27 protein-coding genes are annotated in these 26,653 nt (G+C 45.6%); 15 read left to right on the top strand and 12 right to left on the bottom strand.

What is annotated here, in order from left to right:
* Positions 1–1,755, top strand: coding sequence for an ABC transporter ATP-binding protein (locus ACFQ1X_RS00185; RefSeq protein ID WP_144841066.1), 1,755 nt, complete (start codon positions 1–3; stop codon positions 1,753–1,755).
* Positions 1,756–2,312: 557 nt separating this feature from the next.
* Here ACFQ1X_RS00185 and ACFQ1X_RS00180 read toward each other — a convergent pair.
* The gene (locus ACFQ1X_RS00180) at positions 2,313–2,516 is read right to left on the bottom strand and encodes a YheE family protein (RefSeq protein ID WP_144841067.1); all 204 of its coding nucleotides are present in this window, start codon (positions 2,514–2,516) and stop codon (positions 2,313–2,315) included.
* Positions 2,517–2,599: 83 nt separating this feature from the next.
* Here ACFQ1X_RS00180 and ACFQ1X_RS00175 point away from each other — a divergent pair, with 83 nt between their 5' ends.
* From ACFQ1X_RS00175 to ACFQ1X_RS00165, 3 genes are all read left to right on the top strand, one after another.
* Positions 2,600–3,748 carry a DUF445 domain-containing protein gene (locus ACFQ1X_RS00175; RefSeq protein ID WP_407943666.1) on the top strand — a complete coding sequence of 383 codons (1,149 nt, stop codon included), beginning with the start codon at positions 2,600–2,602 and terminating at the stop codon, positions 3,746–3,748.
* A gap of 13 nt (positions 3,749–3,761) precedes the next feature.
* The gene (locus tag ACFQ1X_RS00170) at positions 3,762–4,109 is read left to right on the top strand and encodes a YlbF family regulator (protein WP_144841068.1); all 348 of its coding nucleotides are present in this window, start codon (positions 3,762–3,764) and stop codon (positions 4,107–4,109) included.
* A gap of 227 nt (positions 4,110–4,336) precedes the next feature.
* A complete protein-coding gene (locus ACFQ1X_RS00165; RefSeq protein ID WP_144841069.1) occupies positions 4,337–5,116 on the top strand; it encodes an enoyl-CoA hydratase in 780 nt (259 codons plus the stop codon).
* Positions 5,117–5,167: 51 nt separating this feature from the next.
* Here ACFQ1X_RS00165 and ACFQ1X_RS00160 read toward each other — a convergent pair whose 3' ends face one another.
* Complete coding sequence (locus tag ACFQ1X_RS00160; protein ID WP_144841070.1) at positions 5,168–5,353, bottom strand: YhzD family protein; 186 nt, start codon at positions 5,351–5,353, stop codon at positions 5,168–5,170.
* Positions 5,354–5,486: 133 nt separating this feature from the next.
* Between ACFQ1X_RS00160 and ACFQ1X_RS00155 the strand changes: the two genes are divergently transcribed.
* The 5 genes from ACFQ1X_RS00155 to yhaM all read left to right on the top strand — a co-directional run bounded on the left by ACFQ1X_RS00155 (position 5,487) and on the right by yhaM (position 12,743).
* The gene (locus ACFQ1X_RS00155; RefSeq protein WP_144841071.1) at positions 5,487–6,386 is read left to right on the top strand and encodes an ABC transporter ATP-binding protein; all 900 of its coding nucleotides are present in this window, start codon (positions 5,487–5,489) and stop codon (positions 6,384–6,386) included.
* Positions 6,379–7,626: an ABC transporter permease gene (locus ACFQ1X_RS00150; RefSeq protein ID WP_144841072.1), complete on the top strand. Its 1,248-nt coding sequence runs from the start codon at positions 6,379–6,381 to the stop codon at positions 7,624–7,626. Before ACFQ1X_RS00155 ends, ACFQ1X_RS00150 begins: the two co-directional genes overlap by 8 nt.
* Positions 7,627–7,748: 122 nt before the next feature.
* The gene (locus ACFQ1X_RS00145; protein ID WP_144841073.1) at positions 7,749–8,966 is read left to right on the top strand and encodes a metallophosphoesterase family protein; all 1,218 of its coding nucleotides are present in this window, start codon (positions 7,749–7,751) and stop codon (positions 8,964–8,966) included.
* A 4-nt stretch (positions 8,967–8,970) separates the two neighbouring features.
* Positions 8,971–11,808 (top strand): ATP-binding protein, encoded by a 2,838-nt coding sequence (locus ACFQ1X_RS00140; RefSeq protein WP_144841074.1) that lies wholly within the window; start codon positions 8,971–8,973, stop codon positions 11,806–11,808.
* Entirely contained in the window at positions 11,805–12,743 is a 939-nt protein-coding gene (gene yhaM / locus ACFQ1X_RS00135; protein WP_144841075.1) for a 3'-5' exoribonuclease YhaM, read from the top strand. Before ACFQ1X_RS00140 ends, yhaM begins: the two co-directional genes overlap by 4 nt.
* Positions 12,744–12,798: 55 nt before the next feature.
* Here yhaM and ACFQ1X_RS00130 read toward each other — a convergent pair whose 3' ends face one another.
* From ACFQ1X_RS00130 to ACFQ1X_RS00100, 7 genes are all read right to left on the bottom strand, one after another.
* Entirely contained in the window at positions 12,799–13,683 is an 885-nt protein-coding gene (locus ACFQ1X_RS00130) for a peptidylprolyl isomerase (RefSeq protein WP_144841076.1), read from the bottom strand.
* A gap of 577 nt (positions 13,684–14,260) precedes the next feature.
* The gene (locus ACFQ1X_RS00125) at positions 14,261–14,446 is read right to left on the bottom strand and encodes a hypothetical protein (protein ID WP_144841077.1); all 186 of its coding nucleotides are present in this window, start codon (positions 14,444–14,446) and stop codon (positions 14,261–14,263) included.
* 59 nt (positions 14,447–14,505) lie between these two features.
* Positions 14,506–15,051: a DUF3267 domain-containing protein gene (locus tag ACFQ1X_RS00120; protein WP_144841078.1), complete on the bottom strand. Its 546-nt coding sequence runs from the start codon at positions 15,049–15,051 to the stop codon at positions 14,506–14,508.
* Positions 15,052–15,144: 93 nt separating this feature from the next.
* Positions 15,145–15,717: an HTH-type transcriptional regulator Hpr gene (locus ACFQ1X_RS00115; protein WP_144841079.1), complete on the bottom strand. Its 573-nt coding sequence runs from the start codon at positions 15,715–15,717 to the stop codon at positions 15,145–15,147.
* 140 nt (positions 15,718–15,857) lie between these two features.
* Positions 15,858–16,304, bottom strand: coding sequence for a YtxH domain-containing protein (locus ACFQ1X_RS00110; protein ID WP_144841080.1), 447 nt, complete (start codon positions 16,302–16,304; stop codon positions 15,858–15,860).
* A 123-nt stretch (positions 16,305–16,427) separates the two neighbouring features.
* On the bottom strand, positions 16,428–16,958 hold the full coding sequence (locus tag ACFQ1X_RS00105) for a tryptophan transporter (protein WP_144841081.1): 531 nt from the start codon (positions 16,956–16,958) through the stop codon (positions 16,428–16,430).
* A gap of 108 nt (positions 16,959–17,066) precedes the next feature.
* A complete protein-coding gene (locus ACFQ1X_RS00100; RefSeq protein ID WP_144841082.1) occupies positions 17,067–17,498 on the bottom strand; it encodes an HIT family protein in 432 nt (143 codons plus the stop codon).
* Positions 17,499–18,009: 511 nt separating this feature from the next.
* Between ACFQ1X_RS00100 and ACFQ1X_RS00095 the strand changes: the two genes are divergently transcribed.
* Both ACFQ1X_RS00095 and ACFQ1X_RS00090 read left to right on the top strand, forming a co-directional pair.
* Positions 18,010–18,759, top strand: a complete 750-nt coding sequence (locus ACFQ1X_RS00095; RefSeq protein WP_144841083.1) for an ABC transporter ATP-binding protein — start codon at positions 18,010–18,012, stop codon at positions 18,757–18,759.
* Positions 18,743–19,948 (top strand): ABC transporter permease, encoded by a 1,206-nt coding sequence (locus ACFQ1X_RS00090; RefSeq protein ID WP_144841084.1) that lies wholly within the window; start codon positions 18,743–18,745, stop codon positions 19,946–19,948. Before ACFQ1X_RS00095 ends, ACFQ1X_RS00090 begins: the two co-directional genes overlap by 17 nt.
* A gap of 42 nt (positions 19,949–19,990) precedes the next feature.
* On the opposite strand, the gene ACFQ1X_RS00085 is transcribed toward ACFQ1X_RS00090, so the two are convergent.
* From ACFQ1X_RS00085 to ACFQ1X_RS00075, 3 genes are all read right to left on the bottom strand, one after another.
* The gene (locus ACFQ1X_RS00085; RefSeq protein WP_144841085.1) at positions 19,991–21,157 is read right to left on the bottom strand and encodes an amidohydrolase; all 1,167 of its coding nucleotides are present in this window, start codon (positions 21,155–21,157) and stop codon (positions 19,991–19,993) included.
* A gap of 205 nt (positions 21,158–21,362) precedes the next feature.
* Positions 21,363–22,361: a sodium:calcium antiporter gene (locus tag ACFQ1X_RS00080; RefSeq protein ID WP_144841086.1), complete on the bottom strand. Its 999-nt coding sequence runs from the start codon at positions 22,359–22,361 to the stop codon at positions 21,363–21,365.
* Positions 22,362–22,419: 58 nt separating this feature from the next.
* Entirely contained in the window at positions 22,420–22,929 is a 510-nt protein-coding gene (locus tag ACFQ1X_RS00075; protein WP_144841087.1) for an antibiotic biosynthesis monooxygenase family protein, read from the bottom strand.
* Positions 22,930–23,137: 208 nt separating this feature from the next.
* On the opposite strand from ACFQ1X_RS00075, the gene hemE reads away from it, so the two are divergent.
* From hemE to ACFQ1X_RS00055, 4 genes are all read left to right on the top strand, one after another.
* A complete protein-coding gene (gene hemE, locus ACFQ1X_RS00070) occupies positions 23,138–24,181 on the top strand; it encodes a uroporphyrinogen decarboxylase (RefSeq protein ID WP_144841088.1) in 1,044 nt (347 codons plus the stop codon).
* A gap of 27 nt (positions 24,182–24,208) precedes the next feature.
* Complete coding sequence (hemH, locus tag ACFQ1X_RS00065) at positions 24,209–25,141, top strand: ferrochelatase (protein WP_144841089.1); 933 nt, start codon at positions 24,209–24,211, stop codon at positions 25,139–25,141.
* Positions 25,142–25,233: 92 nt separating this feature from the next.
* A complete protein-coding gene (locus tag ACFQ1X_RS00060) occupies positions 25,234–25,707 on the top strand; it encodes a FixH family protein (RefSeq protein ID WP_379080841.1) in 474 nt (157 codons plus the stop codon).
* A 194-nt stretch (positions 25,708–25,901) separates the two neighbouring features.
* Complete coding sequence (locus ACFQ1X_RS00055) at positions 25,902–26,522, top strand: hypothetical protein (RefSeq protein ID WP_144841090.1); 621 nt, start codon at positions 25,902–25,904, stop codon at positions 26,520–26,522.
* The last annotated feature ends 131 nt before the right edge of the window (positions 26,523–26,653 follow it).

Here is a 26,653-nt window from a genome sequence, read left to right as displayed (position 1 = left end):
ATGACTACAGGAAAACGATTATTAAATTATGCATTAAATTTTAAAAGTGTGTTGATTGTCGGGCTTGTCTTTCTTGCTATTGCGGTGGCAGCCGATCTGGCGACGCCGCTCATCGCAAAAGAAATAATCGATAATCATATACCGGCTTCCGGAGAAGCAATCGATTTTGAACCGATCGCCTACCTGCTGGCGCTGTTCTTTGTGCTCGGCATCGTCACTGCAATATTCCGCTACCTGCAATATATCCTGTTGCAAAAAGGCGCAAACAGGATTATCCGGAAAATGCGCAATGATGTATTCGAACACGTGCAGAGACTGCCTATCCGCTATTTCGATAATCTGCCGGCGGGTAAAGTTGTTGCAAGAATCACTAATGATACGGAAGCGATCCGTGAACTGTTTGTTACTGTGCTGTCGCAATTTGCGACAAGCTTCATGTATATGGCCGGAATCTACGCCGCATTATTTTACCTCGACTGGCGCATGGCGTTAATCACATTTGTAATTGTGCCGCTGCTGTATATCTGGATGCTTGTCTACCGGAAATATGCGGCGAAATACAATCATGTCGTGCGTGAAAAAGTCAGTGACATGAACGCGATGATCAACGAATCGATTCAAGGCATGACGATCATCCAGGCGTTCCGCCGCGAGAAACAGATGAAAGAAGAATTTGAAACAATGAACAATGTGCATTTCAAATTTCAGCAGAAGCTGCTGATTTTAGAAGCTGCAGCTTCCCATAATATGGTAGGAATCTTGCGTTCACTGGTTTTCATCGCTTTCATCTGGTATTTCGGCGGAGCCTCGATGACCGGTAATTCGGTTGTGACCGTAGGTGTGCTTTATGCATTCGTCGATTACATCATCCGGCTTTTCAATCCGATCAGCGGCATTGTCAACCAGTTTGCAAAACTGGAACAGGCGCTGGTGGCTGCCGAACGGGTGTTCCGCCTTCTCGATCGCAGTGGAGAAAATGTCAGTGATGAAAAAATTGCGAGATACCGGGGCAATGTTCGTTTTGAGGATGTCTGGTTCGCTTATAAAGAAGAAGAATATGTCTTGAAAGATCTAAATTTCGAGGCGACACAAGGGGAAACAGTGGCTCTGGTCGGACACACCGGTTCAGGGAAAAGTTCAATCATGAATCTGCTGTTCCGATTTTATGATGTTTCGAAAGGAAGCATTACGATCGACGGCAAAAATATCAATGATATGTCGAGGCAGTCGGTCCGTGAGCATATGGGAATTGTATTGCAGGATCCTTATTTATTCTCCGGCACGATTGAATCGAATATCACTTTGGATGATGAACGCATCAGCCGTGAACGCGCCATCAGAGCACTGGAAGAGGTGGGCGGCGAACGTGTGCTGAAGCACCTGCCGAATGGCATTGATGAAGCCGTAGTCGAAAAAGGCAGTACCCTGTCTTCGGGCCAGCGGCAATTGGTATCGTTCGCTCGGGCATTGGCTTTTGATCCGGCGATACTCATACTGGACGAAGCCACTTCGAATATCGATACTGAAACAGAAGAAATCATTCAGCATGCGATGGAAGTATTGAAAAAAGGAAGAACGACTTTCATCATTGCCCACAGGTTATCAACTATTAAAAACGCCGACCGCATCCTGGTGCTTGACCGCGGTGAAGTTGCCGAAGCCGGTTCGCACGATGAACTGATGAAACTCGGAGGCACCTACTATCAGATGTATCAGATCCAATCAGGAATGTCCTCTGCCCAGCACATCGGGTAAGGGGGCGTTCCCTTTTTTATTCCGATATTAAAAAAAGTAATATAAGAAAATAAATTTTCTTTTCATAACGCTTCGGCGCTTTGGACAGGGCAAAGATTATGCTCCTGCGCACTGCTCGTCGCAAAGGAGGCGCCGGAAGTTCGTGGCGCACCTTAGCTCCCGCAATAAGCCGAGAAGAGCACTCGTCTTATTGCTTCGCCCCGTCCCTGAGCCGCGCCGGCGCTTAGAGAGTGACTTTTGCTGAGCCAGTCTCCAAGATATGGAGCAAAACAGCGAAGTGTTGGCCGAAGGTAGTTCGGCCGACGCTTTGCGACGAAGCAGCGCAGCGATGCAGGAGCACGTGTTTTGAATTTATTCGATTCGAGCCCCCAGGCAAGCGAAGCTGTTTTGCGGAATATCGGTTCCAGCTATAATACGAAATGCTATTACTATTAAATTCACAAGTCTTTACTTTATAATGGAGAAACCGATAAGAAAAAGCGCTGGACTTAGGCCCACAGGATGTGGGTCATGCAGCCGGCGCGACAGGACGTCGCGGTGCCGGCTGCGCCAGCGCTTTAATCGTATACATGATAGAGCATCAGCTCGTGAATCATCACTTTAACAGCCTCTTCATCTTCGGGCTGTTTATTCCCCCAGGTGATTGTGCCGTCTGGATGGTATTCGCCGGTGATGCGCTCATTCCGGTAAAAGAAAGAGATATTCCAGCCGGGAAGCTGGCGGTTTTCAAACATCGGTGTAAATTTAAAATGCTGCAGCATACAGATCCTCCTTTGCCTTGTGCTTCCATTATAAAGGCAAGAAACTCGATTGACAAAGAAGTAAAAAGAAATGAGTGACGAAATTGAATATTATTCTAACATTGATCTTTATGGCATTCATCGGGGCACTGATTGGTGGCGTTACCAATCACATTGCCATTAAAATGCTTTTTTGGCCTTATGAACCCAAATATATCGGCAATTTCCGCGTCCCGTTCACCCCGGGATTGATTCCGAAACGGCGGGATGAGCTTTCTACGCAACTCGGCAAAACAGTAGTGGAACACCTACTGACACCGGCAACATTCAAAAAGCGTTTCTTCAATGAAGAAATGCGTGTGAAAACAGAGAAATGGATCCAGCGTCAATTGGCCAAGCATATCTTTGAATCACCAAAAACTTTCAAGGATTGGCTCGATGCTGCCGGCCAGAAGAATGTGGAAATAAAAATAGAACGTAAAGTCGACAGGCTGGTAGAACGGCAATATGATTCACTCCTTTCTTATATTGAGGGCAAGACGGTCCGGGAACTGATGCCGGACTCCTGGAAAGATGAAGCCGAAGTAAAAATGATTCAATCGGTGAAATATGCCATTGACAGGGGCTCTGATTATTTTGAATCGATGGAAGGCCGCCGTGCCATCAAGACTCTGCTCGATGAATTTTTGGCTTCACGCGGCCGATTCGGCAATATGCTGCATTCGCTGCTCGGGGAATCCCGGCCACTCGTTGACCGGATTCAGCCAGAAATCATCAAGTTCCTGAATTCCCCCAAAACTTTTGAGTTATTGGTTTCAATCGCTTATGCGGAATGGGATAAATTGCAGGATCGCCGCGCTGATGCACTGCTCAGCGAATTTGACTTTGATCCGGCTCTTGAAGCGGTGAAGCAATATGTCCGCGAAACAGCCAATATCGAAGGCCGTTTGAACGGGACACTTGCACAGTCCTGGCCCGGAGGGTTAGAATGGACAAGTAAAAACTTTACTCCACTTGTCACCGATTTCATTTTCGAGCAAGGAGAGCAAAAATTGGAAGAGACCGTACACAAGATCAACATCGAAGGTATGGTGAAAGAGCAAGTGGATTCTCTGCCGCTGAGCCGCCTGGAAGAATTGGTTCTGGGGATTTCACGGAGAGAATTCAAAATGATCACAGTGCTGGGCGCATTCATCGGGGGAGCTGTTGGTATTCTCCAGGGAGTGTTGGTCACAGTGCTAAATATATTGTAGAGGAGATTTTAAAATGGCAGTAAACATTTATGACGACATCAACAAATTGGAAGGTACATTCCGTTCGACAGAGGAATTCCAAAAACTTGAGGCAGCAGTAGACGAAGTAAAAGCAGACGACGAAGCGAATGAATTGTTCAAGAGTTTCCGCGACCTGCAAATCACGCTTCAGCAAAAACAGCAGCAAGGTGAAGAAATTTCTGAAGAAGAAATGATGGGTGCTCAAACAACTGCTCAGGCAGCTCAGCAAAACGAGAAAATTTTGGCGATGCTTGAAGCTGAAATGGGCCTTAGCCAAATGATCGAAGAAGTTAACCGCGTTTTGATTAAGCCGGTTCAATCATTATACGAAAGCATGTAATCAGAAAAGCGACGGCGCCCGTTTAGCTCTGAAAGGCATAAGACGGATCAGCGAAGCAGCGCTCTTTGCTGGACAGCTGAGTCGGCTTATGACCCGAAGAGCTGGGCCGCTGGAGTCTGGACATGAAAACTTAATTTCCTTTGTCTAAAATAGAGGGATTTGGAAAAAGACACCGAATAAGTAAAGATGAATGACAATTCATTTTTACGAAAGGGTGTCTTTTTTCTATGTACGAAACAATTCAGTTTGAAAAACAGGGCCGTATTGGCCATGTCGTATTAAACCGTCCAAATTCTATGAACGCCATGAACGCGAAGATGATGAAGGAGTTGGCGGATTGCTTCGAGTCGCTGCACAACGAGCATTCTCTTCATGTGGTGAAAATATACGGCGAAGGCCGCGCATTTTCTGCCGGAGGCGACATCAAAGAAATGATGGATCCGAACAATCCGATGGATATAGAGCTGGTCATGAAAGATGTAAGCCGTTTGGCGAAAGCCCTTTATACGCTTCCCCAAATCACGGTTGCGGTTATCCACGGTGCATCGGCGGGCCTCGGTTTCAGTATGGCATTGGCCTGTGATCACGTCATTGCCGAGGAAAACAGTAAGCTGGCGATGAACTTCATCGGCATCGGCCTGGTACCGGATGGCGGCGGCCATTTCTTCATGAAAGAACGTGTCGGTGTGCCGAAAGCCAAAGAAATCATTTGGGCGGGCCAAACCTTGAAAGCCCATGACGCTCTGGCGAAAGGGCTGATCGAAGAAGTGACAGCGGAAGGCCGTGCCATGGAGCAGGCTGATGCATACGCCAATGAAGCATTGGCTTCGCCGGTGCTGTCGCGGTTGGCATCGAAAAATATTCTTCATACGCTGAAGCTGGACGAGCTGGATAAAGTGCTCGAAATGGAAGCAGCAGCTCAATCAGCGATGCGCAAAACCACAGACCATCTGGAAGGCATCCAGGCTTTTGTTGGAAAGCGTAAACCGGAGTTTACTGGACGATAAATGAATGAAAAAAGTGTCCCGGCCAAAATGGTCCGGGACACTTTTTATTGGTTATGAATGGAAAAGCAAAAGTTTTCCAGCTGGAGAAGCCAGGCGGTGCGTCTGGTCTTCCAAACCTTTTTCCTTCAGGATTTCCTGGCCTTTTTCTTTTGCCTGGTCATCGTTTTCAGCAGTGAATGTTTCGTCAGCTATCATTTTGCCTGTCTGTTCAAATGCCGTTAGTTTATAAGTTCTCATTATGCATCAATCCTTTCTGAATGACTATTCAGTTTCAGTATAAAGGGTTTTATTCCAAATGTCCTGCAATTGTTTGAAACATTTCAGGGCAGCGGTCGTATTACAACTATACATATATAAAGGAGGACTTCAAATGGCATTATCCGTAGAAAACGCCACAAAAAAATTCGGAGACTTTATTGCAGTCGATGATTTGTCCTTGAGAGTCGAAGAAGGGCAAATGCACGGATTTCTGGGAGCCAACGGAGCCGGTAAAACGACGACATTCCGGATGATTCTGGGATTGCTCGATCCAACGCACGGTAAGGTCAGTTGGAACGGCCAACCGATCAACTATCAGACAAGCCCGATCATCGGCTATTTGCCGGAAGAGCGCGGCTTATATCCGAAGATGAAAGTGGAAGACCAATTGATATACCTGGCACAGCTTCGGAAGATGTCAAAAGACGATGCCAAAAGGGAAACCGCTGCCTGGCTTGAGCGTTTCGAGGTGCCGCATTACGCCGGCAAAAAGGTTGAAGAGTTATCCAAAGGGAACCAGCAGAAAATCCAATTAATCGCTTCTCTTGTCCACAAACCATCGTTGATTATTTTGGATGAACCCTTTTCAGGGCTTGACCCGGTCAATGTAGGAATGCTGAAAAGCGCGATTTTGGACGTGCAGAAACAAGGCGCAACGATCGTTTTTTCCAGTCACCGCATGGACCATGTGGAAGAATTATGTGATGATATGAGCATTCTTGATCGAGGAAAAGTGGTGGTCGGGGGCTCTATCCGTGAAGTGAAACGGAATTTCGGCAAACAGAATGTGCGCTTGAAAATGGATCAGGATCTAAACAGCCTGAGCCAGCTGTACGGTGTTGAAAAATACAGGGAGACGATCGACGGGGCAGTACTCCAGATTGCCGACGAATCGACAGCTCAGCAGATTCTAATAGAAGCCATGAAATTGGGTCAGCTGCGCCACTTTTCTATTGAAGAACCTTCATTGGAAGAAATCTTCATCGCAAAGGTGGGTAAAGCATATGCATAGTTTCTGGATTATATTCAAACAGGCATTCATGACAAAAGCGCGGACGAAATCGTTCATCATCACTACGGTGATCGTTGCAGCGGCATTTTTCCTGCTGGCAAACCTGCCGGGGATCATTGAATCATTTGACGGCGACGAGGAAGGGCAAGTTCTTCATGTCATCGAAGACAGTGGTGAACTGGTGCCGCAATTGCAGGCGCAGCTCGCACAGAGTGACAGTGAAATTCAGGCAATGCCCACCGACATGTCAGAAGAAGAACTGCAACAGGGCATAACGGAAGGCACAATCGAGTCCTATCTGGTGCTGGAAGAAGGTGACAGGCTGTCTGCACGCTATGTCTCAGAATCAGCCAATGAAATGGGAGCAGGCTCTGCTGTGGAAAACGCTGTCCGGGCGATTCAGACGTCCATGACGGCTGAACAGTTGGGACTTAGCGGAGCTGAAGTTGAAGAGTTATTCATGCCGGCTGATTTTGAACGGCAAGCCGTTTCGGCTACTTCCAAAACAGAAGAAGAGCTGAGCCAGGCCAGGGGGCTCGTCTACGTTCTCATTCTGCTCATTTATGTGGCGGTAATTTATTATCCGAATATGATCGCGATGGAAGTGGCCAATGAAAAATCTTCCCGCGTAATGGAAATCTTGATTTCGAGTGTATCCCCAGTCAAGCATATGTTTGCGAAAATTGCGGGGATCGGCACACTCGGAATCGTACAGATGATGATTTTCGGGATTGCCGGGTATTTTGCATTTCAAACATCCGGTTCAAATATGGCGGAAGGATTTTTCAGCGTCATGGGATTCTCGGAGATTAAAGTCAGCACATTCCTGGTCGCCATACTTTTCTTCCTGCTGGGCTATTTCCTTTATGCCGTTCTCGCGGCATTGCTAGGCTCATTGGTGAGCCGCACGGAAGATGTGCAGCAATTGATGCTGCCGATGATGTTTCTGATCATCATTTCATCGTTCATCGCATTTTCGGGAATCGGCATGCCGGAAGCGAGCTATGTGACCATTTCATCTTATATCCCATTCTTTGCGCCGCTGGTCATGTTCCTGCGCGTCGGTATGCTCGACATTCCTCTTTGGGAGCCGCTATTATCAATTGCTATCATGCTCGCGACAATCGGCGTACTCGGCTGGTTCGGGGCCCGAGTTTACCGCGGCGGCGTGCTGATGTACGGCTCTTCCCAATCTTTGAAGGATATCGGTAAAGCAATCCATTTGGGCAATAAAAAATAAACGACTGCGTACTCGTTAAATCACAAGACTGTTTGCGGAGAGATTTTCGCAAACAGTTTTTTTTATGGGGTGGGCATGGTAAAATTAGAACAAATATTCGCTTTCAGAGAAGAGGTTGAAGAATGGCGCCGATACGTTTCATACATACAGCAGATTTACATTTGGGAAGCCCGTTTACCGGCATATCCGGACTGGCAGCCGCACAGCGGAAAAAGTTTGCCGACACCATTTACCAGGCGTTTGACACATTGATTGACTATGCAGTCCGGGAGGAACCGGATTTTATATTGATCGCTGGAGATATATATGACGGGGAAGATCGGACGCTTCGCGCTCAATATAAATTCCAGCAGGGAATGGAGCGTCTTAACCTGGCCGGTATTCCAGTAATTATCAGCCACGGCAATCACGATCATCTCGGAGGTTCCTGGACGCGTTTTGAATTGCCGGACAACGTCCATATCTTTGATGACAAAGTAACGAGCCACAGCTTTCCAGTTTCCGACAAAACGGTTACAGTGACAGGTTTCAGTTACGGTGAACGCCATATAAAAGAGGCGAGAATTACTGAATTTCCTTCTGCGGAAGACGCATCTGCCTATCATATCGGAATGCTGCACGGCAGCATGGACGGTGATTCCAGCCATGCCGTTTATGCGCCTTTTAAAAAGGAACAATTGCTCAGCAAGAATTATCATTATTGGGCGCTCGGCCATATTCATCTGCGGCAGATCCTCCATCACGACCCCTGCATCGTCTACCCTGGAAATATACAGGGCAGGCACCGGAAAGAATCGGGGGCAAAAGGATTTTACGATGTGCGTTTGGAAAATTCGGAGACACACATGGAGTTTATTCGCAGCTCAGCCGTATGCTTTGATTCCCTTTACGTTTCCTGCAAAGGCATTATCCACATGAATGAATTGATCGACGCCAGTGTGGAGGCAGCGGCAAATTACACGACTGAAAACGATGCTGTCATTGCTGTTCTTCATTTAAATGACCTCGATGAACAATCATCCCAACTTTTGGAAGATGTTTCCGAAGCTGCGTTATTGGAAGCAATCCAGGAGGCGATTGATTCGAGTACGGCGGAAGCCTGGATCAGCGGCATAGTCATGGAAGATGCTTACAGCGAAACACGCGTATCAGCGATTGGAGAAAAAATCTCCACTGAAATTTCGGAATGGAATCAAACCGAATGGAAAAGGGCGCTGAAAGATCTTTATCAGCATCCGAAAGCAAGCAGGTATCTGGAACCTCTTACAAACGATTCGATAGAAGAAATTGCTGCAGCAGCAATCCCGAAAATCCATAAAGCCATGAGAGCGGGGGAATAGCCGGATGAGAATTGAGAAATTGACTATTTACGGTTTCGGCAAGCATGAAAATCTCGCTATTGACCTCAATGAAGAATTAGCGGTTTTCTATGGCAATAATGAAGCCGGGAAGACGACCATCCAGCAATTCATCATTCAAATCCTTTTTGGCTTCCCTTCACGGAATCATTCAGGAAGCCGTTACGAACCAAAAGGCGGAGGGAAATACGGCGGCCAGCTTCAACTGGTGGATGAACAGTACGGGCAGTTGGTCATTGAACGGATAAAAGGAAAAGCCGCTGGTGATGTTACTGTCTATTTCGAAGACGGTAAGCGAGGGGCGGAAATGGATTTGAAAAAAATTCTGCGTGATTATGACCGTGCTTCATTTGAGGCTATTTTTTCATTTTCCATCCATGAATTACAGGGACTCGATAGGATGACTGAAGAGCAGTTGAGCCGCACCCTGCTCGCTTCGGGAACCACCGGCGTCGATGCGATAACCCAGCTGGAGGCAGAACTTGAAAAGGATATGGGGAGCCTTTTTAAAAAAGGGGGACGCAATCCGCAACTGAATGGGCTGATTGAAGAACTGAGGAATGACGAAAAAGAATTAAAGGAGTTCAGGGAAGAGGCGGATATGTATGGCCCTTTTCTTGCACAACTTGATGAAGTGAAGAGTCAGATTGACGAACTGGCTGACCGGGAAGAAAATATTTCCAAAGCATTGAAGGGAGCAGCAAAGCTGCAACAGGCCGCGCCATTGGTTCAAAAGAGAAAGAGGTTGGAAGAGCAGCTGAGAGGGATTGCCGTTGATTCTTTTCCTGCTGACGGCAGCCGCAGAATGGACAAGTTGATGGAACGGATATCAGAGGGTGCCGCCAGAACGAAACATTTGGAAAATGAGTTGACTGCTCTGCCTGACATTAAAGCAATTGACGATTCGGGAAACGGAATACAGGAATTGCTCGAAAAAGAAACAGAATGGCACCGGTTCCAATCCAATTATCAAAATCTGCAAAATGAGACGGAAGAGTTGGAGGAAGACCTAGTTCGTCATCTTGGGCTGATCGGCATGGACATTAGCGAGGCACTGGAGTTTGACGTCTCATTGGTCAATGAAGAAAAGCTTTTAAACTTGGCGGAGTCAGCAAATAAAGAAGAAGAAAACGGGCGCTTCCGTGACCGCGAGCTGCAGGATGAACAGAAGAAGCTGATTGAAGCTGAAAAGGAGATGTCCTATCTTGAAAGCGCAGCCCCTACGGAAGAGCAACTGGACATTGCGGCCAAATGGCCTGAAGTATCGGTCAAGCTCGCTGAAGCCAAAGCGTTGCAGCGAATGGGCAATGAGACTGGAAATCAGCTCCTGTCCTATATTCTTATAGCAATTGGCGCTGCAGGCGTGCTCGCAGGCGTTGTGCGTGAAGACATGTTGATTGGCATTCTGGCTTCTGCCGCGGCGTCAGCAGGGGTCTGGATGCTGTTGAAAGCCCGCAGAAAACCAGGTTCATCTGAAGAGGTGGACGATGTCATCAAGCGGTATGCCGGACGGGAAACAGAAATGGAGACGCTTATGCATAAAGTGGCTGAGCATAACCGTAAAATTGAGGATACGCTCCGCATAATCTCCAGAACCGACAAAAAAATCGAAGAGCTGAAAACTGAAGTGAATGAAAAACCTGCGAAAAAAGAGTTGGACGCTTATCTCCAACAAATGGGCATCTCAACTTCCGCGAGCAAGTCTACAGTCATTGAGTTATTCAAGACGATCCGGAAAGTGCAGGAAATCCAAGCCAAACTGAAGCGAAACGGAGAGTCCCTGAAACAGGCGCAGGAGGAAGAAACCGGATGGCTTGAAAAAACGGCAGCTGTAACCGGTCAATATGTACAATCGGCAGATCTATTTACAAATTTGCGATTAACCGGGAAAAAATTGGATGAACTTAAAGAGGGAAATAGAAAAATAGCCGAAAAAAGACAAACCTTAACTGATGACAAGCAGCAGCAATCCATTATTCTGAAAGAAATGGAAGCCGAAAAGCAGAAATTACTGGAGGAAAGTAGCACCGAAAATGTTGAAGAGTTCTATCAATGCCATCTTGATTGGCTCCGCAAAAAGGAACTGCAACAGGAAATGGAGCTTATTTCCAGCCAATTGTCAGCGATCGGTGCTGATCGAGAGGCAGCGGCAGAGCCGGATTATTCTGTTGAAAAGCGCATATTGGATTTGGAGAACGAACTCTCACAATTGAAAAAGAAGCGCAATGTGCTTGTCAATGAAAGGGCGGAGCTGCAGCAGCGCGTAACTCATTTGCTGACCGACGAAGCATATGAAAGCAAACTTCAGAATTTTGAAGTGAAAAAGGCGGAATTCAATGAACTGGCTCAGCGTTGGTCGATCAATAAAGCGATAATTGAAGCGATTCGAAGCACAATGGCTGATTTGAAGGAGAAATCACTGCCTGCTGTTCTTACGAAAGCCTGTGAATTCTTCCAGCGCTTGACCGGTGGAACATACTCTGAGATGGAAATTCATCCGGATGGCCATTTTGAGGCAATCAGAACCGACGGAATGCGATTCCATATCGCCGAACTGAGCCAGGCGACAAAAGAGCAGGCATATTTGGCACTGCGTCTCAGTCTGGCGGTGTCGATGCAGAAGAGCCATCCATACCCGATCATCATGGATGATCCATTTGTCCATTTTGATCGCCTGCGGCTGCAGCAAGTGATAAACTTGATAAAAGAGCTGCAAAAGGATCATCAGTTCATTTATTTCACTTGCCACGAAGAAATGTGCGAGGCATGGTCTTCAGCACAAGTGATCGACGTGGCCAACACTGGAAGGAGTGTGTATTTATGAAAAAAGGAATCACCCAACGCGCGGTTGGAGAAACAATAGATGAATTTCTGCTGATCAAACAATCGGTCAAAGGAGTCACTACTACCGGAAATCCTTTCATGTCATTGGTTCTGCAGGATAAAAGCGGGGACATCGAAGCGAAGTTATGGGACACAAAAGATGAACATGAAAAATTGTTTGCAGCGGAAACCATTGTCCGCGTAGGTGGGGAAATCCATAATTACCGCGGAAAAAATCAATTGCGCATCAAAAGCATACGACCTGCAAAACCGGAAGAAAACCAGTCGATCGGTGATTTGCTGCCGGCTTCTGATAAAAGTACAGAAGAATTATTTGAAGAAATCATGCAATATCTGTTCGAGATGGAGAATCCACAAATCCAGCGGATTACACGCCATATTCTGAAAAAACATCAGCAAAGCGTCCTTACATTCCCGGCAGCGACGCGCAATCATCATGATTATGTATCCGGTCTTGCGGATCATGTCGTGTCGATGCTGCGATTGGGTAAAGCTTTGCTGGGCATCTACCCGTCACTGAACAAAGATTTGCTGTATGCAGGAATCATTCTGCATGATATTGGGAAAGTGTTCGAACTATCCGGACCGATTGCAACCACTTATACAGTGGAGGGCAACCTATTGGGGCATATCTCAATCATGGTGAACGAAATTTCGAAAACAGCTGATGAACTCGAAATCGAAGGAGAAGAAGTGATGCTTCTTCAGCACATGGTGCTGTCGCATCACGGCAAGGAAGAATGGGGAAGCCCGAAACGGCCAATGATCAAAGAAGCGGAAATGCTTCATTATATTGATAACATCGACGCCAAAATGATGATGCTCGACCGGGCACTTGAAAAAACAAAGCCCGGCGAATTTTCCGAAAGGCTTTTCCCATTGGAAAACCGTTCTTTCTACAATCCAAAAATTTAACGCACAAACCCCCATTTCAAAGGAAATGGGGGTTTGTGTGTTAATTTATTTACTTTTACTCTTTAGCAGGAGCGCTTGCGTTCATGATTTCATCAAGAGCGCCTTCTAATTCTTCATCCTCGATCTCAACATTTGCTTCTTCCATCAATGCTGCAATTTTCGGAAGCAACGTAGCCGGATCGGCATTTTGCGTAACCAGGTCACTGCGGATATCTTCTTCCTGGCCTTCAAGAGGCTCAGCGTCTTCAATTTCACGTTTGTCCGACACTTTAATGATGTGGAAGCCGAATTGTGATTGAACCGGTTCGCTGATTTCATCCGCCTCTAAATTAAAGGCAGCTTCTTCAAATTCAGGTACCATCGCACCGAGTCCGAACCAGCCAAGATCTCCGCCTTCAGAAGCAGATCCATCTGTGGAATACTCTTGTGCCATTTCAGCGAAATCAGCACCGTTATCCAGTTCTTCTTTAACTGTTGCCGCAGTTTCTGCATCGGCAACCAATATATGACTTGCGTTAATTTCTGTAGTTTGGCGTTCATATTCAGCCTGGATCTCTTCGTCAGTCACTTCGACACCATCCGACAAAGCTTTTTCCTGCAATAAATTCAAACGGACTACTTTTTCGTAGCTTTCTTCTGTCTGATTATTTTGCGTGAGGAATTGTTCATAGTTTTCGCCAAGATCTTCTTTTGAACTTTCAATTTCTGCTTGGACTTCTTCTTCAGTTACTTCGTATTCTTCAGAAAGGACCTTTTCGATCATCAGGATCTGGATCGCCTGTCCGCCGATTGAAGTTTTCATTTCTTCATATAAATCCTCTTTTGTAATATCCCCAACATCCGAAGATACAATTACAGTGCTGTCTGCATTGTCATCGCTGCAAGCTGCCAATGCCAGTACAGATGCCGCTAATGTAAATGTTAATACTGATTTTTTCATAGTTTCCGCTCCTATCTTACATTCTGGTTGCCGTAGTTACTATACCATAAACGTTTAAAAATTAAAAAAGTTTCTTCTGATGGTGAATTAAAGGTTGTAAGTCAAATATCGCTTCGGCGCTTTGGACAGTGCAAAGATTATGCTCCTGCGCAATGCTCCTGCGCAATGCTAGTCGCAAAGGAGGCGCCATCTTCGTTTGGCGCACCTTAGCTCCCGCAATAAGCCGAGAAAACCACTCGTCTTTTGCTCCGTCGGCATTCGCCTGCTCCTGTACCGCGCCGGCGCTGGGTGATTAACTTTGGTGAAGAGAGTTTCTAAGATATGGAGCAAAACAGCGAAGACGCCCAGGGGAGCAGAAACGGCGTTGGCTTTCCAACGTCGTTTCGACGAAGTGCGTGTCCGTTAAGGTGCTCCTGCATCGCTGCGCTGCTTCGTCGCAAAGACTTAGCCTCGCATGCTTCGGCTAATGTCTTCGAAGCTGTTTTGCGGAATATCGACTATTGTAGGTTTATTTAATCAGCATATATTAAATAATAAAATACAGAAAAAAAAGCTGCCTGCCAAAAGGCAAGCAGACTTATGGGGTAAATTCTACGCCTACATAAAGTGATACTAATAGAATCGTAATCAATATATTAATGGTGCGGAATATTTTTTCGTGATTTTCTTCTGGAATTTCCCGTGATGTCACCAATGCCAAAGTCATTCGATTGATTTGGAATAGGTAAAACACTGAGAACATAACAACTAATGCGATAATCATGGATTTCCTCCCCTCTGCCTCAGGTTCAAGTATAACAAATCCGGCAGGAAAATACAGGATTAACTGATTGCCTCAGGAACCAGTATTTCAAAACCGGTATCTGTTTCTTCTATCAGCGCATGCTTCGGCGTGCGAAGGATGTGGCGGATATAAATCAAATCCGTAAGGCAGAGGCTGCAATGATATGCCAGCAAAATGGCGAAATAATGGATATAGGCAGGGAAGAGGGCACTCAGCAATAGGATCACGGAATTCATCAAAATAAAAGGCGAAAGCAATGCAAGAAGAAATTTAGTCTTGGCCACCGGTTCTTTGATGTGCAGTGTCATTCCCGGAATCATGCCCAATTGTTTCCGCAGAATAAACTTGAGGCATTTCCGGCTGCCCATCAGTGGGATGAAATGGAATATTTTATGGAGCGGATAAACTGCCACTATCGCCAATATGAAATACAAAAAATGGCGGTCGGAAAGAGGCGCTGTATAAATGAATGTCAAGAAAACATAAAACGTCGTAAAAACACCCATTCCGGCAATTACTGCTAACGTGAAAAGACGATTGGAGCCATATTCTTTTTTTACATTTATCGTTTTCCAGCAATGCATTGTAGTATCCCCCACATGACGGTATTCTCTGTTGAGTCGATACATACAATACAATGATTGTTAGAGAAATGCAACCCTATTTATAACAATATTTCAGACAACGTTTTCATTCTTTTTGGCAGTCTCAACGATATGGTTCTCTTCATCGAATTTGGATTCGATATTTTTGAAGGAAGCCTCGAAAATTTCCATAAAGTCATCCCCGTATATGCTCCGAATAACGGCCATGACATCCAGGAATTCTGGGAATTTACCATAAAGCTCACGCAGTTTTAAAGAGCCGTCTATGATAGAATGAGGTGTTTCGTTATACCGTTCAATCATTTCCTGCATCAAGTTCTGGCCTTTTTCCGAAAGTTCGATATACGTGTTGCGCTTGTCAGTATCCCGCTTGGAAAACGATAAAAGTTCACGTTCTTCGAGCTTTTTGGAAAAGTTGAAGGCTGTGGAAACATGCATGACCCCGAACTTCGCCACATCTGAAATGGATGCGCCTTTCAAATGATAAGCAATCCACAGAATGTGATGTTCATTGATATTCAAATCATAAGGTTTGATCCACAACTGCCAATCTTTTTCGACCGCTTTCCATAAGGCTTTAGATAATTGTCCGATTCGCTGGCTAAACATCATCGCTTCTTTCATCGTGTATTCACGTTCCTCCACAAAAGCACCTTCTTCCCATAATTTGAGATTTTCTTAATTATAGCAATAAAGTAAAGTGATTAAAAGTCCGAATAGTAAAAAAACTTATTAAAAAAACTGCCAAATGGCAGTTTTTTATCTCTTATGGGATGAAAATGGACTTATTGTGAAACTTTTTTATCATCTTCTGATGAATAATCATCATTTTTTTGGTTTTTCACGTACTTTTTATCGTCTTCATCATCATCTTTTTTATCTTTACTGATGGATTTTTGCAATTCTTCAATTGCATTCTGGATGGCCATTATTTCCAGCTGAAGATGTTCTTTGGCTGGTGCAGTGCCTTCCTGCCATTCGGCCATGGATTTTTTTAATCCCGCCATCGCTTCTGGTACATTTGTTTTTGCTTCGATTTTCAAGGTATTTACAGATTCTTTTAATTGATTGACCTGTACTTTTACATCTGCCAACTTTTCCTTCCAGTCTGTGGAAGCCGTTTTGACAGAAGTCCGAAGTTCTTCACCAGATTTTGGCGTGGAAAACAAGGTAGCAGCTGTTCCGGCAGCGAGCCCTGTCGCAAGCCCTACAAAAAAATTCGATGCTTTCATAAATAATGCGCCCCTTTCGTCCTATAAAGGTCTTTTCCTCTATTTAACTTAATTAAAACATAAAACTGAATTGCTATTCAAAGAAAAAAAGCTTTTCAGCAAATAATATGCTGAAAAGCTTTTTTAGATCGCCGGGGTAACAGCGGTTTCAAAGTTGGATCGTTTCACCAATTTGACCACAATCGGGTAGATCAAGCCAAATGCGATCCCATTAAAAATCGTAGCCGGCAATACAACTGTAGTGAAAAGCAGAGTAAATGGAATTTCCGCGCCGATTACGAAAATTGCGGCTGACAGAAAAATCGAGCCTGAAAGAACAGTGCCGCCTGCACATAATGCAATGGCGACCGGCAATTTCGATGCCACTTTTTTCAAAACATAGACAAACGCCAAAAAGACGAAAGCCGTGATAAATTTATCAATGATATTCGGGAAAAATCCTCCAGGGAATGTTGAAAACAATCCGGAAATAACCCCCGTCGTAACTGCCAGTAAAAATGTCGATTTTGCATTAGGGAAAAGCAGGATACCGACAAACATCATCGTCAGCATAAAGTCCGGCTTCATACCGCCGTTAATTCCTGGGATGACCACATATAATGCCGCCCCAACGCTGACCAGCAGCGCCATAAGTACAAGGTTTTTCGTATTCATTTCTCATCTCTCCTCAGCTCAAGGCTATATTTTAAGCTCTTCCCGGCGTGTCCTCATGACCGCAAGCGAAAAACTTATTTCTGATTCTATCTGTTCTTTGGAAGTAAATCAAGCTTTGGAGGCTAATTTAGTTTTAACTTCCTCAGCCAGTTCCTGAATCCGCTCTGTCGTATATTCTTTTTCTTTGGTGATCCATTTCGCTCCGAAGCCATCCGATTCGCCGTAGCGGGGGATGAAGTGCAGGTGGAAATGAAAAACGCTCTGTCCGGCTTTTGTGCCATTATTATTGAGCAGGTTTAAGCCTTCCGGATTGAATGTCTCGTTGATAGCGGAAGCGATTTTCGGTACAACGCTGAAAAGCTGCGCTGCTTCATCTTCTTGAAGATCATAGACTGATTCGCGGTGCGTTTTCGGGATGAGCAGGGTATGCCCTTTCGACAAAGGCATAATATCCATGAAAGCGAAGACATGTTCATCTTCATAAATTTTAACGCTTGGAATTTCACCTGAAATGATTTTGCAGAAAATGCAATTCGTCATATACAACACCCTTTCCATTTTCTTCAGTCTATCATATTTCACATTAAGGAAAAGAAATCACCCGCAGATTTTGATACAATGGCTATAGCAAGTTGAGCTAATAATCTATAGTAACCGATATTCCGCAAAACAGCTTCGCTTGCCTGGGGGCTCGAATCGAATAAATTCAAAACACGTGCTCCTGCATCGCTGCGCTGCTTCGTCGCAAAGCGTCGGCCGAACTACCTTCGGCCAACACTTCGCTGTTTTGCTCCATATCTCTGATCTCTCTCAGCTAAAATCACTTCCCTAGCAAAGGCGCGGCTCAGGAGCAGGCGAATGCCGACCGGAGCAGTAAGACGAGTAATCTTCTCGGCTTATTGCGGGAGGCAAGGTGTGCCATACGAAGATGGCACCTCCTTTGCGACGAGCTTGCGCAGGAGCATAGTCTTGGCACTGTCCAAAGCGCCGAAGCGTTATATATTTGATTATTTAATTCAACTAATTTTATTGTAAGAAAGAGGTGTTGGAATTGGCTGTTTTGGAAGTGGAATCGTTAACAGGGGGATATACCCGGAAACCGGTATTGAAAGATGTCAGTTTTACAATCGGCAAAGGGGAGCTTGTTGGGTTGATCGGCTTGAACGGCGCCGGCAAAAGTACCACCATCAAACATATTATCGGCATCATGCAAGCTAAGTCAGGAACTATTAAATTGAATGGCAAAAGCTTTCAGGAAGATATGGATGCCTATCGAACTTCTTTTTCCTATATTCCGGAAACGCCAGTCCTATATGAGGAGTTGACTTTGCGGGAACATTTGGAGTTGACGGCCATGGCTTATGGGCTTGAGCAGGATATATTTGAAAAACGTTCTGCGGAATTATTGAAGGAATTCAGAATGGAAAAGAGGCTGAGATGGTTTCCATCCCATTTTTCAAAAGGGATGCGCCAAAAAGTGATGATCATGAGCGCTTTTCTCGTGAACCCGGCGCTCTATATTATTGACGAACCATTTGTCGGCTTGGATCCGCTCGGCATTAAATCGCTGCTGGATCAAATGGAAGAGCAGAAGAGGCAGGGGGCATCGGTGCTCATGTCCACCCATATCCTTGCCACTGCTGAGAAATACTGTGACCGGATAATCCTGTTGCATAACGGGCGGGTGCGTGCGATTGGCACAATGGACGATCTTCGAATGGAATTCGGCATGCCTGACGCTACATTGGACGACCTTTACATCGCGATGACCGAGGATGATGATAATGAAGAACCTGCATGATGTCTGGTCAAAGCGACTTCATAGCTACACCATTGAAGTCCAGAATTATTTAAAATATATTTTCACAGGACATATTGCCGTGGTTTTACTGTTTGCTCTTGGTGCAGCTGGCTACGCTTACAGCGATTGGGTGCAGAATGTCCCGCAGGATTTTCCGGCGGCTTGGCTGCTGGCTTTGATTTTTGGTGTAATGCTCGCCTATAGTCCGCCATCGACATTATTGAAAGAAGCGGATATGGTCTATTTTTTGCCGCTTGAAAGCAAACTGGACGAGTTCTTGAAACCTGCGCTCAGATGGTCATTCTTATCGCAGCTCTACATTCCGATCATCGCATTTATCGTATCCTTGCCGATGGTCAACGCCCTCTATGGGTTGCAAACTTCCTACCTGGTCGGTTTTCCTTTGCTCCTGCTGATCATCAAATGGTGGAACATACAGACAGAATTTTCTATCAGGAAAGCTTTTGCAGGCAATAAATCCTGGTTGGATCGAATCGTCCGTTTTGTTTTGACAGGGGCTTTTACATATTTTTATGTAGACGAAGTGATTTTACTCGCCGCTGTATTCCTGCTGGCAATGATTGGTTATGGTAAATGGGCGCAAAACCGGTCGGCGGATCTTCCGTTTCCTTATGAACATTTTGTTCGGTTGGAAGAAAATCGCATGCTTCGCTTTTACCAGTTTGCGAATTATTTCACTGATGTCCCTCAGATTAAAGGAAAGATTAAGCCACGCCGCTGGCTTAACTGGGTTTATAAAATTATCGGAACGCAGCCTAAAGATGCCCATTATTACCTGGTGTGGCGGACGTTCATCTGCTCTGATGAATTGTTTTATCTATGGGTGCGGCTGACGCTGCTGACGATGGCTGGTGCATGGTTGATTCCTTTCCCGATTGCCGCGGCAATCTTTGCGGCTGCTCTCGCTTTCGCTACAGCTATCCAGCTATGGCAAGGCTTAAACCAGACTCAGCATTTCCGTATGGATAATCTTTTTCCGTTATCTGATTTCACCCGGGGGCAGGCAGTTTGGAAACTTATTGGAATTTTACAGCTGATCCAATCCCTGTTGGCCGCCGCTGTCCTGTTGTTTAAAGAGGCATATGGTACAGCCGGCATCGTTTTTGCCATAATCCTGGGAGTTTCATTGGCCACGACCACTTTTGCGAAAAATAAGAAACAGCAATGAAAAATCCCGCTCCTGATTCTTCAGGGAGCGGGATTTTTGGAATTAATTATGAGCATTTATCGCTGCACTGCCAAGTGTTTTGGCGGCAATGAGCATTGCTTTTTCCTTGAAATCGAATTTCGGATGGTGGTGTGGATAAACTTCTCCGTCAGGCATGGCGCCGGTCAGGAAAAACGTTCCGGGCACCTTTTCAAGATAATAGGCAAAATCTTCGCCTATCATTAACGGCGGAGCATTATACAATGTTTTGACGCCAGGCACCTGTTCAGCAATTTCTTTTAAGAACAAAGTTTCTTCTTCATGGTTGACGAGTGGAGGATAGCCCCGGTTATAGGTGAATTCATAAGTACAGCCCGCTGCCAGGCAATTGCCGTTGATGACGCGCTCCATCTCTTCTTCCATGAGATCTCGGATGTCTTCATTGAATGTACGGATTGTCCCTTTTAAAACGGCTTGGTCGGCAATGATGTTAAAGGGATTTTCAGCCACAAAAGAACCGACAGATAACACGGCAGACTCCAGCGGATCGACACGACGCGACACCAATTGCTGAAGATTCATCACAATTTGAGAGCCGAGAACGATAGCATCTCTCGTGTTATGCGGCATGGCGCCGTGGCCGCCACGACCTTGAATTTTTAAAGTGAAGCTGTCGGCAGCAGCGATAATTGGGCCGACGCGATAATCGATTTGCCCAAGAGGAGTCATCGACCATAAATGCGTACCGAAAATCTTATCGACACCGTCAAGTGCGCCTTCTTTGATCATCGCCTTTGCTCCGCCTGGCACCAGCTCTTCCGCATGCTGATGAATCAAAACATAAGTTCCTTCAAGTTCATTTCTCAGGCTGTGAAGGATTTTGCCCAGCACAAGAAGTGTGGCGGTATGGCCGTCATGCCCACAGGCGTGCATCACATCCGGATTCCGGGATTTATAAGGAACATCCTTCTGATCCTGAATCGGCAACGCGTCAAAATCAGCCCGCAAAGCAATTGTTTTTCCAGGTTTTGCACCGTGGATGGTCGCGATGACACCATTTCCTCCGACTTTATGCCGGACTTCAATACCCAATTGTTCGTAATAATGCCGGATGTAATGGGCAGTTTTTATTTCATTGAATGAAACCTCGGGATGCATATGCAAATGTCTGCGAATATCCACCATCTCAGGGTAAGCCGTATCAAGTTCCGCGTATAATTTCTCAATCACCAATAAAATACCTCCTCGAAAATATGTACTATTCAGTAAATAATAACATAAAAAAAGAGAGCGAAGTTCGCTCTCTTTTTTTGTCCAGACTCCAGCGGCCCAGCTCTTCGGGTCATAAGCCACTTTGGCTGTGCGGCTGAAAACACGCCGCTTCGCCAAATCGTCTTATGCCTTTCAGAGCTTAACGGGCGCTTTCGCTTTTCTCTTAATACGTAAAGTTCATATAAGATGCTACAAAGTAGATGATGACAATGATAAGTGATGGCAGTGCATAAGTCATGACGGTTGCACTGTTTTTTCTGATCAGTGAATACAACGCCAATAGGGACATGATGAAAACCCCGGATGCGATGATCATCGTTGCGCCCGGTGTTGCAGCGGCAATTAAACTGCCTTCTCTGTAAACAGGGTCAGACAAAGCAAGGATGATCATGTTGAAGATATTCGATCCGAGAATCGCGCCGACAGCCATATTGACATTATTGAGGCGCAATGCCACAAATACAGCAATCGCTTCCGGCAGTGAAGTTGCGGCTGCAATCAGGAAACTGCCGATAAAACTGGAACCGATGCCGGTAATGATGGCAATCTGATCACCCGTGACTGATAATGCTGTTCCGGCACCGAGAATGACAAGTGCCGCAATGATAAAGCGGACAATCGCGCCTTTTGGTGAAAGGACCGAACTCGGGTTGTCCGGCTCTTCCTCTTCTTCAGCTGCCGCTTCTGCTGCAGGGTCGAGTGAAGGCAATTTATTGATGAGTACCATACCGACAATATAAGTGATTGCGATAATCAGGGCATCAACGCCGACACCAAGAATCTGTGTGTCGATTCGCAACCAAAGCGCCATAATGACCAATACGGTTAACAGGATACCCAAAAGGGCAGTATAGATGTTGTTTCGTGAAGCGCGGTCCAAAATACGGCGCTTACGCAGCAGGAAATCAAACCCTGCCAGGATGAATAAGTTGAAAAGGTTGGATCCGATCATGTTGCCGACTGCGATATCGGCGTTGCCGATGACCGCAGCAGAAAAACTCGTTGAAACTTCCGGCAGGGAAGTTGCCCCGGCCAATAGCAAGGTACCGACCATCATGCCGCCCATTGCTGTTTTTTCACTGATGACATCTGCATACTGCGATAATTTAATCGAAGCATAGACGGTGATGATGCCGGCTATTAAAAAATAAACAAAAACCAATTAATTTTCCTCCTGTTCCAATTATGTACTTTGCCCCGCAGTAAGCGGAGCCTGTCGATCATTCATCTTCTGGTTTTGCTTGATAAGTAGTGACATACGAAGATCCCGAGAAAATATTTACCGGTTTCGACTGCGGGGCACCTTCAGGTTTTGAATGCGCTTTTGAAAATGCCTGCGATTCTTTCCATTTTTCGAAATAGACAGGCGATTCCCACTCAGTCAATACAACATAAGTGTCGGAATCCAGCGGACGCAGGACGCGGAAAGCGACATAGCCCGGCTCATTTTCAATTGCACCTGCACGATTTTTGAAGCGATGTTCAAAAATTGGGCGGCCTTCTTCGGTTACAGGAATATTATTAAAAACAAAAAATCCTTTTTCTTTGAATTCCCCTGTGCCATCTACCACTTCATAGCGTCGCGGTGTCTGGAAAATGCTTTTGCCCTCTGTTTCGTGCAGGATTAATGTAGTGTCTTCGCCCTGCATGACCACCATATTTTCCTGGGGATGCTTGTCTCGCATATTTTTCATATACTCATAAGTTCCCGTTGTCATGAATAGATTCATTATAATCCCTCCCATATATATAAATACAGTATAACTTTCCCCAAAGAAAATAACAGCAAACTTCTTTGTCGAACTGGTGAAGTCAGAAGGGGCTATTTTATGACATTTGTTTGTACAATCTATACAATGGAAAACAGAGCGTCTATAGTATATACGGATATAAGAACGATATGCAGTGGATGATACATTTGGAAGGGATGTTTTTTTTATGGCTTTTAACGATACTTACCTGAAGGCAACAAGAGGAGAAAAAACGGATCATGTGCCTGTATGGTTTATGAGGCAGGCTGGCCGTTCACAGCCGGAATACCGCAAGATCAAAGAAAAATACTCACTGGAAGAGATTACGCATCAGCCGGAGCTTTGTGCTTATGTCACAAAATTGCCGGTTGACCAATACAATGTCGATGCTGCGATTCTTTATAAAGATATCGTAACCCCGCTGCCGGCAATCGGAGTGGACGTGGAAATCAAAGCCGGTATCGGTCCGGTAATTGATAACCCGATTCGCACAATGGCAGATATCAGCCGACTTGGTGAAATCAATCCTGAGCAGGATGTCGACTATGTATTGAAGACCATCAAATTATTGACTGAAGAACAATTGGACGTGCCGCTGATCGGTTTCTCCGGTGCTCCTTTCACACTTGCCAGCTATATGATCGAAGGCGGACCATCAAAAAGCTATAACAAAACGAAAGCGATGATGGTTTCACAGCCTGAAATGTGGTTTGCATTGATGGATAAATTGGCCGACACGATTATTCCATATGTAAAAGCCCAAATCAAAGCGGGAGCCAAAGCCATCCAGATTTTCGACTCTTGGGTTGGCGCATTGAATGTGGAGGATTACCGGATTTTCATCAAACCGGTCATGGACCGCATCTTCAATGAATTGCGTACAGAAGGCGTGCCGCTGACGATTTTTGGAGTCGGTGCAAGCCATCTGGCGAAAGAATGGCACGACTTGCCGGTTGATGTAGTGGGCCTTGATTGGCGTCTGCCAATCTCGGAAGCACGCCAAATGGGGCTGACGAAATCGTTGATGGGTAATTTCGATCCCGCTTATCTGCTGGCTGATTGGCCGGTAATCGAAGCACGTGCAAAAAATATCCTTGATATGGGCATGCAGCAGGACGGCTATATCTTTAACCTGGGCCACGGGGTTTTCCCTGAAGTGAATCCTGATACATTAAAACGCCTTACTGCATTTGTGCATGAATACAGTGCGGCTTATAAATCTCAAAAATAACAGACTAAAAAAATTCAGAGGTGACTGATGATGAAAAAGACAATGGGATTATTGGTGATGGCGTATGGAACGCCTTACAAGGAAGAAGATATCGAAAGATACTACACGCATATCCGTCGTGGCCGCAAGCCGAGCGAAGAAAGCCTGGAAGATCTCCGCAGCCGCTACAAGGCAATTGGGGGCCTTTCTCCGCTGGCAAAAATCACACAGGATCAAGCGAATGGATTATGCGAGCGTCTGAACGAAGTGCAGGATGACATCGAATTCAAAGTTTACCTAGGCTTGAAACATATCGAACCTTTCGTGGAAGATGGAGTGGAAGCGATGAAAAAGGATGGCATTACAGAAGCGGTCTCAATTGTTCTGGCGCCTCATTTCTCAACTTTCTCCGTTAAATCCTATAACGGGCGCGCGGCTGAAGCGGCCGAAGCAGCCGGCATTTCGCTGACGTCTGTGGAAAGCTGGTACACTGAACCGAAATTCATCCAATTCTGGAGCGAGAAAGTCAGTGCGGCATTTGCTGAAATGTCAGAAGAAGAACGGGCAAAATCATGCCTGATCGTTTCTGCGCATTCCTTGCCGGAGAAGATTATCGCGAACGGCGACCCGTACCCGGATCAATTGAAAGAAACGGCGGATTTGATCGCACAGGCAGCTGGCGTAAAAAATTACGAAATCGGCTGGCAGAGTGCCGGGCAGACACCAGAACCATGGATCGGTCCGGATGTGCAGGATCTGACGCGCGAACTTCATGATGTCAAAGGTTATAACTCATTTGTCTACACACCGGTAGGTTTTGTAGCGGATCACCTCGAAGTGCTGTTTGACAATGATTACGAATGTAAAGTTGTCTGCGATGAAATCGGCGCAGCTTACCGCCGTCCTGAAATGCCGAACGTACAGCCGCTGTTCATCGATGGCCTTGCAGATGTAGTGATGAAAAAATTGGCTGAAAAATAAGGGGTTTATTTTTTCGGGCATGAAGTATGAAAACAAGGCAAGTTGTTTATTGCCGGTTCCTTTCTGCGAATGAACACTTGGAGGAGTAAATCATGATGAAGAAAATTATTTGGACGGCCATACTTTTTGGCCTCCTGCTGCTTGCAGCCTGTGGAGAAGAAGATGACTCTGCTGGCGCCGGGCCGAGTACTGAACTGATCGAGACCGATTTCACTTCACCGGAAACAGCTGATCCGGGAGAGACAATGACTCTTTCGGTAACGGTCACACAAGGTGAAGAATTGGTGGAAGACGCAGATGAAGTGGTGTATGAAGTATGGGAGTCCGGCCACCGTGACGCGAGCGACATGCTGACGGCTGAACATATTGGCGACGGCGTTTATGAAGCTGAAGCAAGCTTCGATGAAGAAGGATTATATTTCATCCAGGCGCATACAACGGCCCGCCGCCTTCATGTCATGCCAAAGCAGGAAATTATTGTGGGCAATCCGGATCCCGAGTCAATTGTTCCGGATGACAGTGATGATTCCGACAGCAAGGTAGACATGGAAGGCCACGGCCATTGATTTATATAGAACGTCCGAAAATGGTTGTTACATTTTCGGACGTTTTTTGTTTAGGGATTTGTTCTATCTATTCTGCAAAAAGTAGTAATCTTTATTTAAAATTTGGAAGGGAATACATAAAATAGTAAAACTTTTACAAATGAGCAGCGTAAATATTTATTGAGGAAAAAAACGAACTCTAAAAGGAGGCTCCTATGAAAAAGCATTTTAAAATCTGGAATATGTCATTATTGTTTATTGTTGCAGGAGTTTTGGCAGGTTGCGGTCAATCTGAGAAAGCGGAAGGAAACGGCTCTGCAGAAGAGATAAATGACACAGAAGTAATACAGCAGGCTATTAGTGAAGAATTAGACGTAGAGGCATATGTCCCAAAACACGATGACTATCCGGCAACTTTTGCCGCTGTTGAATATCACTTCATGCTGGAAGGCGGCGAAGAGGTTGTAAGGGATGAGCCCAAGCAGGCAACCGTAACTTATCAGGAGTCTACTGAGGAATTGTTTGAAGGCATTGACGTGGAAGCTTGGGAAGAAGAAAACAGAAGCGAAGTGCTTTACGGGGACTTTTATCTAAGTTCTTCGGCGGTGACCCTGAATATCTTTCCAGAAGGCGGTGCAACATTAAGTGGTTCTGAGTTAATAGAGATCGCGGGACAGGAAGTCCAATATCAATTCATCGAGAATGAGGCGGATGGTTCTGTTATAATGTTCTTCGAAGCAGGAGGGGTTGGATATTCCCTCTACTATTTGTTAATTGACGGGCAAACAGAAGAAGATGCAAAAGGATTCGCTCAAGAAATCATTGATTATTACTGATACAGTTTCCGTCTATATATGTTGAACTAATAAGCCTGTAGTAGCCGATATTTCGCAAAACAGCTTCGCGTTCTGGGGGGCTTGCGCCCGAGTGGATCTCGCCACTTCGCTTGGTCCTCAGGAGTCTTCGC

The organism is Metaplanococcus flavidus, assembly GCF_042675885.1.
In the GTDB taxonomy this organism is placed as follows: Bacteria; Bacillota; Bacilli; order Bacillales_A; family Planococcaceae; genus Planococcus; species Planococcus flavidus.
Note: the sequence above shows the minus strand (reverse complement) of the source record. Positions and strands in the feature narration are given on the sequence as shown.

What these genes read in the sequence shown, in the direction of transcription:
- ACFQ1X_RS00170 (WP_144841068.1), top strand. Translation starts at nt 3,762, where the DNA reads ATGGCAGTAAACATTTATGACGACATCAACAAATTGGAAGGTACATTC.
- ACFQ1X_RS00100 (WP_144841082.1), bottom strand. Translation starts at nt 17,498, where the DNA reads ATGACGAATTGCATTTTCTGCAAAATCATTTCAGGTGAAATTCCAAGC.
- ACFQ1X_RS00055 (WP_144841090.1), top strand. Translation starts at nt 25,902, where the DNA reads ATGAAAAAGCATTTTAAAATCTGGAATATGTCATTATTGTTTATTGTT.
- ACFQ1X_RS00110 (WP_144841080.1), bottom strand. Translation starts at nt 16,304, where the DNA reads ATGAAAGCATCGAATTTTTTTGTAGGGCTTGCGACAGGGCTCGCTGCC.
- ACFQ1X_RS00145 (WP_144841073.1), top strand. Translation starts at nt 7,749, where the DNA reads ATGGCGCCGATACGTTTCATACATACAGCAGATTTACATTTGGGAAGC.
- hemE (WP_144841088.1), top strand. Translation starts at nt 23,138, where the DNA reads ATGGCTTTTAACGATACTTACCTGAAGGCAACAAGAGGAGAAAAAACG.
- ACFQ1X_RS00160 (WP_144841070.1), bottom strand. Translation starts at nt 5,353, where the DNA reads ATGAGAACTTATAAACTAACGGCATTTGAACAGACAGGCAAAATGATA.
- hemH (WP_144841089.1), top strand. Translation starts at nt 24,209, where the DNA reads ATGATGAAAAAGACAATGGGATTATTGGTGATGGCGTATGGAACGCCT.
- ACFQ1X_RS00165 (WP_144841069.1), top strand. Translation starts at nt 4,337, where the DNA reads ATGTACGAAACAATTCAGTTTGAAAAACAGGGCCGTATTGGCCATGTC.
- ACFQ1X_RS00180 (WP_144841067.1), bottom strand. Translation starts at nt 2,516, where the DNA reads ATGCTGCAGCATTTTAAATTTACACCGATGTTTGAAAACCGCCAGCTT.
- ACFQ1X_RS00155 (WP_144841071.1), top strand. Translation starts at nt 5,487, where the DNA reads ATGGCATTATCCGTAGAAAACGCCACAAAAAAATTCGGAGACTTTATT.
- ACFQ1X_RS00150 (WP_144841072.1), top strand. Translation starts at nt 6,379, where the DNA reads ATGCATAGTTTCTGGATTATATTCAAACAGGCATTCATGACAAAAGCG.
- ACFQ1X_RS00060 (WP_379080841.1), top strand. Translation starts at nt 25,234, where the DNA reads ATGATGAAGAAAATTATTTGGACGGCCATACTTTTTGGCCTCCTGCTG.
- yhaM (WP_144841075.1), top strand. Translation starts at nt 11,805, where the DNA reads ATGAAAAAAGGAATCACCCAACGCGCGGTTGGAGAAACAATAGATGAA.
- ACFQ1X_RS00125 (WP_144841077.1), bottom strand. Translation starts at nt 14,446, where the DNA reads ATGATTATCGCATTAGTTGTTATGTTCTCAGTGTTTTACCTATTCCAA.
- ACFQ1X_RS00185 (WP_144841066.1), top strand. Translation starts at nt 1, where the DNA reads ATGACTACAGGAAAACGATTATTAAATTATGCATTAAATTTTAAAAGT.
- ACFQ1X_RS00120 (WP_144841078.1), bottom strand. Translation starts at nt 15,051, where the DNA reads ATGCATTGCTGGAAAACGATAAATGTAAAAAAAGAATATGGCTCCAAT.
- ACFQ1X_RS00075 (WP_144841087.1), bottom strand. Translation starts at nt 22,929, where the DNA reads ATGAATCTATTCATGACAACGGGAACTTATGAGTATATGAAAAATATG.
- ACFQ1X_RS00090 (WP_144841084.1), top strand. Translation starts at nt 18,743, where the DNA reads ATGAAGAACCTGCATGATGTCTGGTCAAAGCGACTTCATAGCTACACC.
- ACFQ1X_RS00140 (WP_144841074.1), top strand. Translation starts at nt 8,971, where the DNA reads ATGAGAATTGAGAAATTGACTATTTACGGTTTCGGCAAGCATGAAAAT.
- ACFQ1X_RS00130 (WP_144841076.1), bottom strand. Translation starts at nt 13,683, where the DNA reads ATGAAAAAATCAGTATTAACATTTACATTAGCGGCATCTGTACTGGCA.
- ACFQ1X_RS00105 (WP_144841081.1), bottom strand. Translation starts at nt 16,958, where the DNA reads ATGAATACGAAAAACCTTGTACTTATGGCGCTGCTGGTCAGCGTTGGG.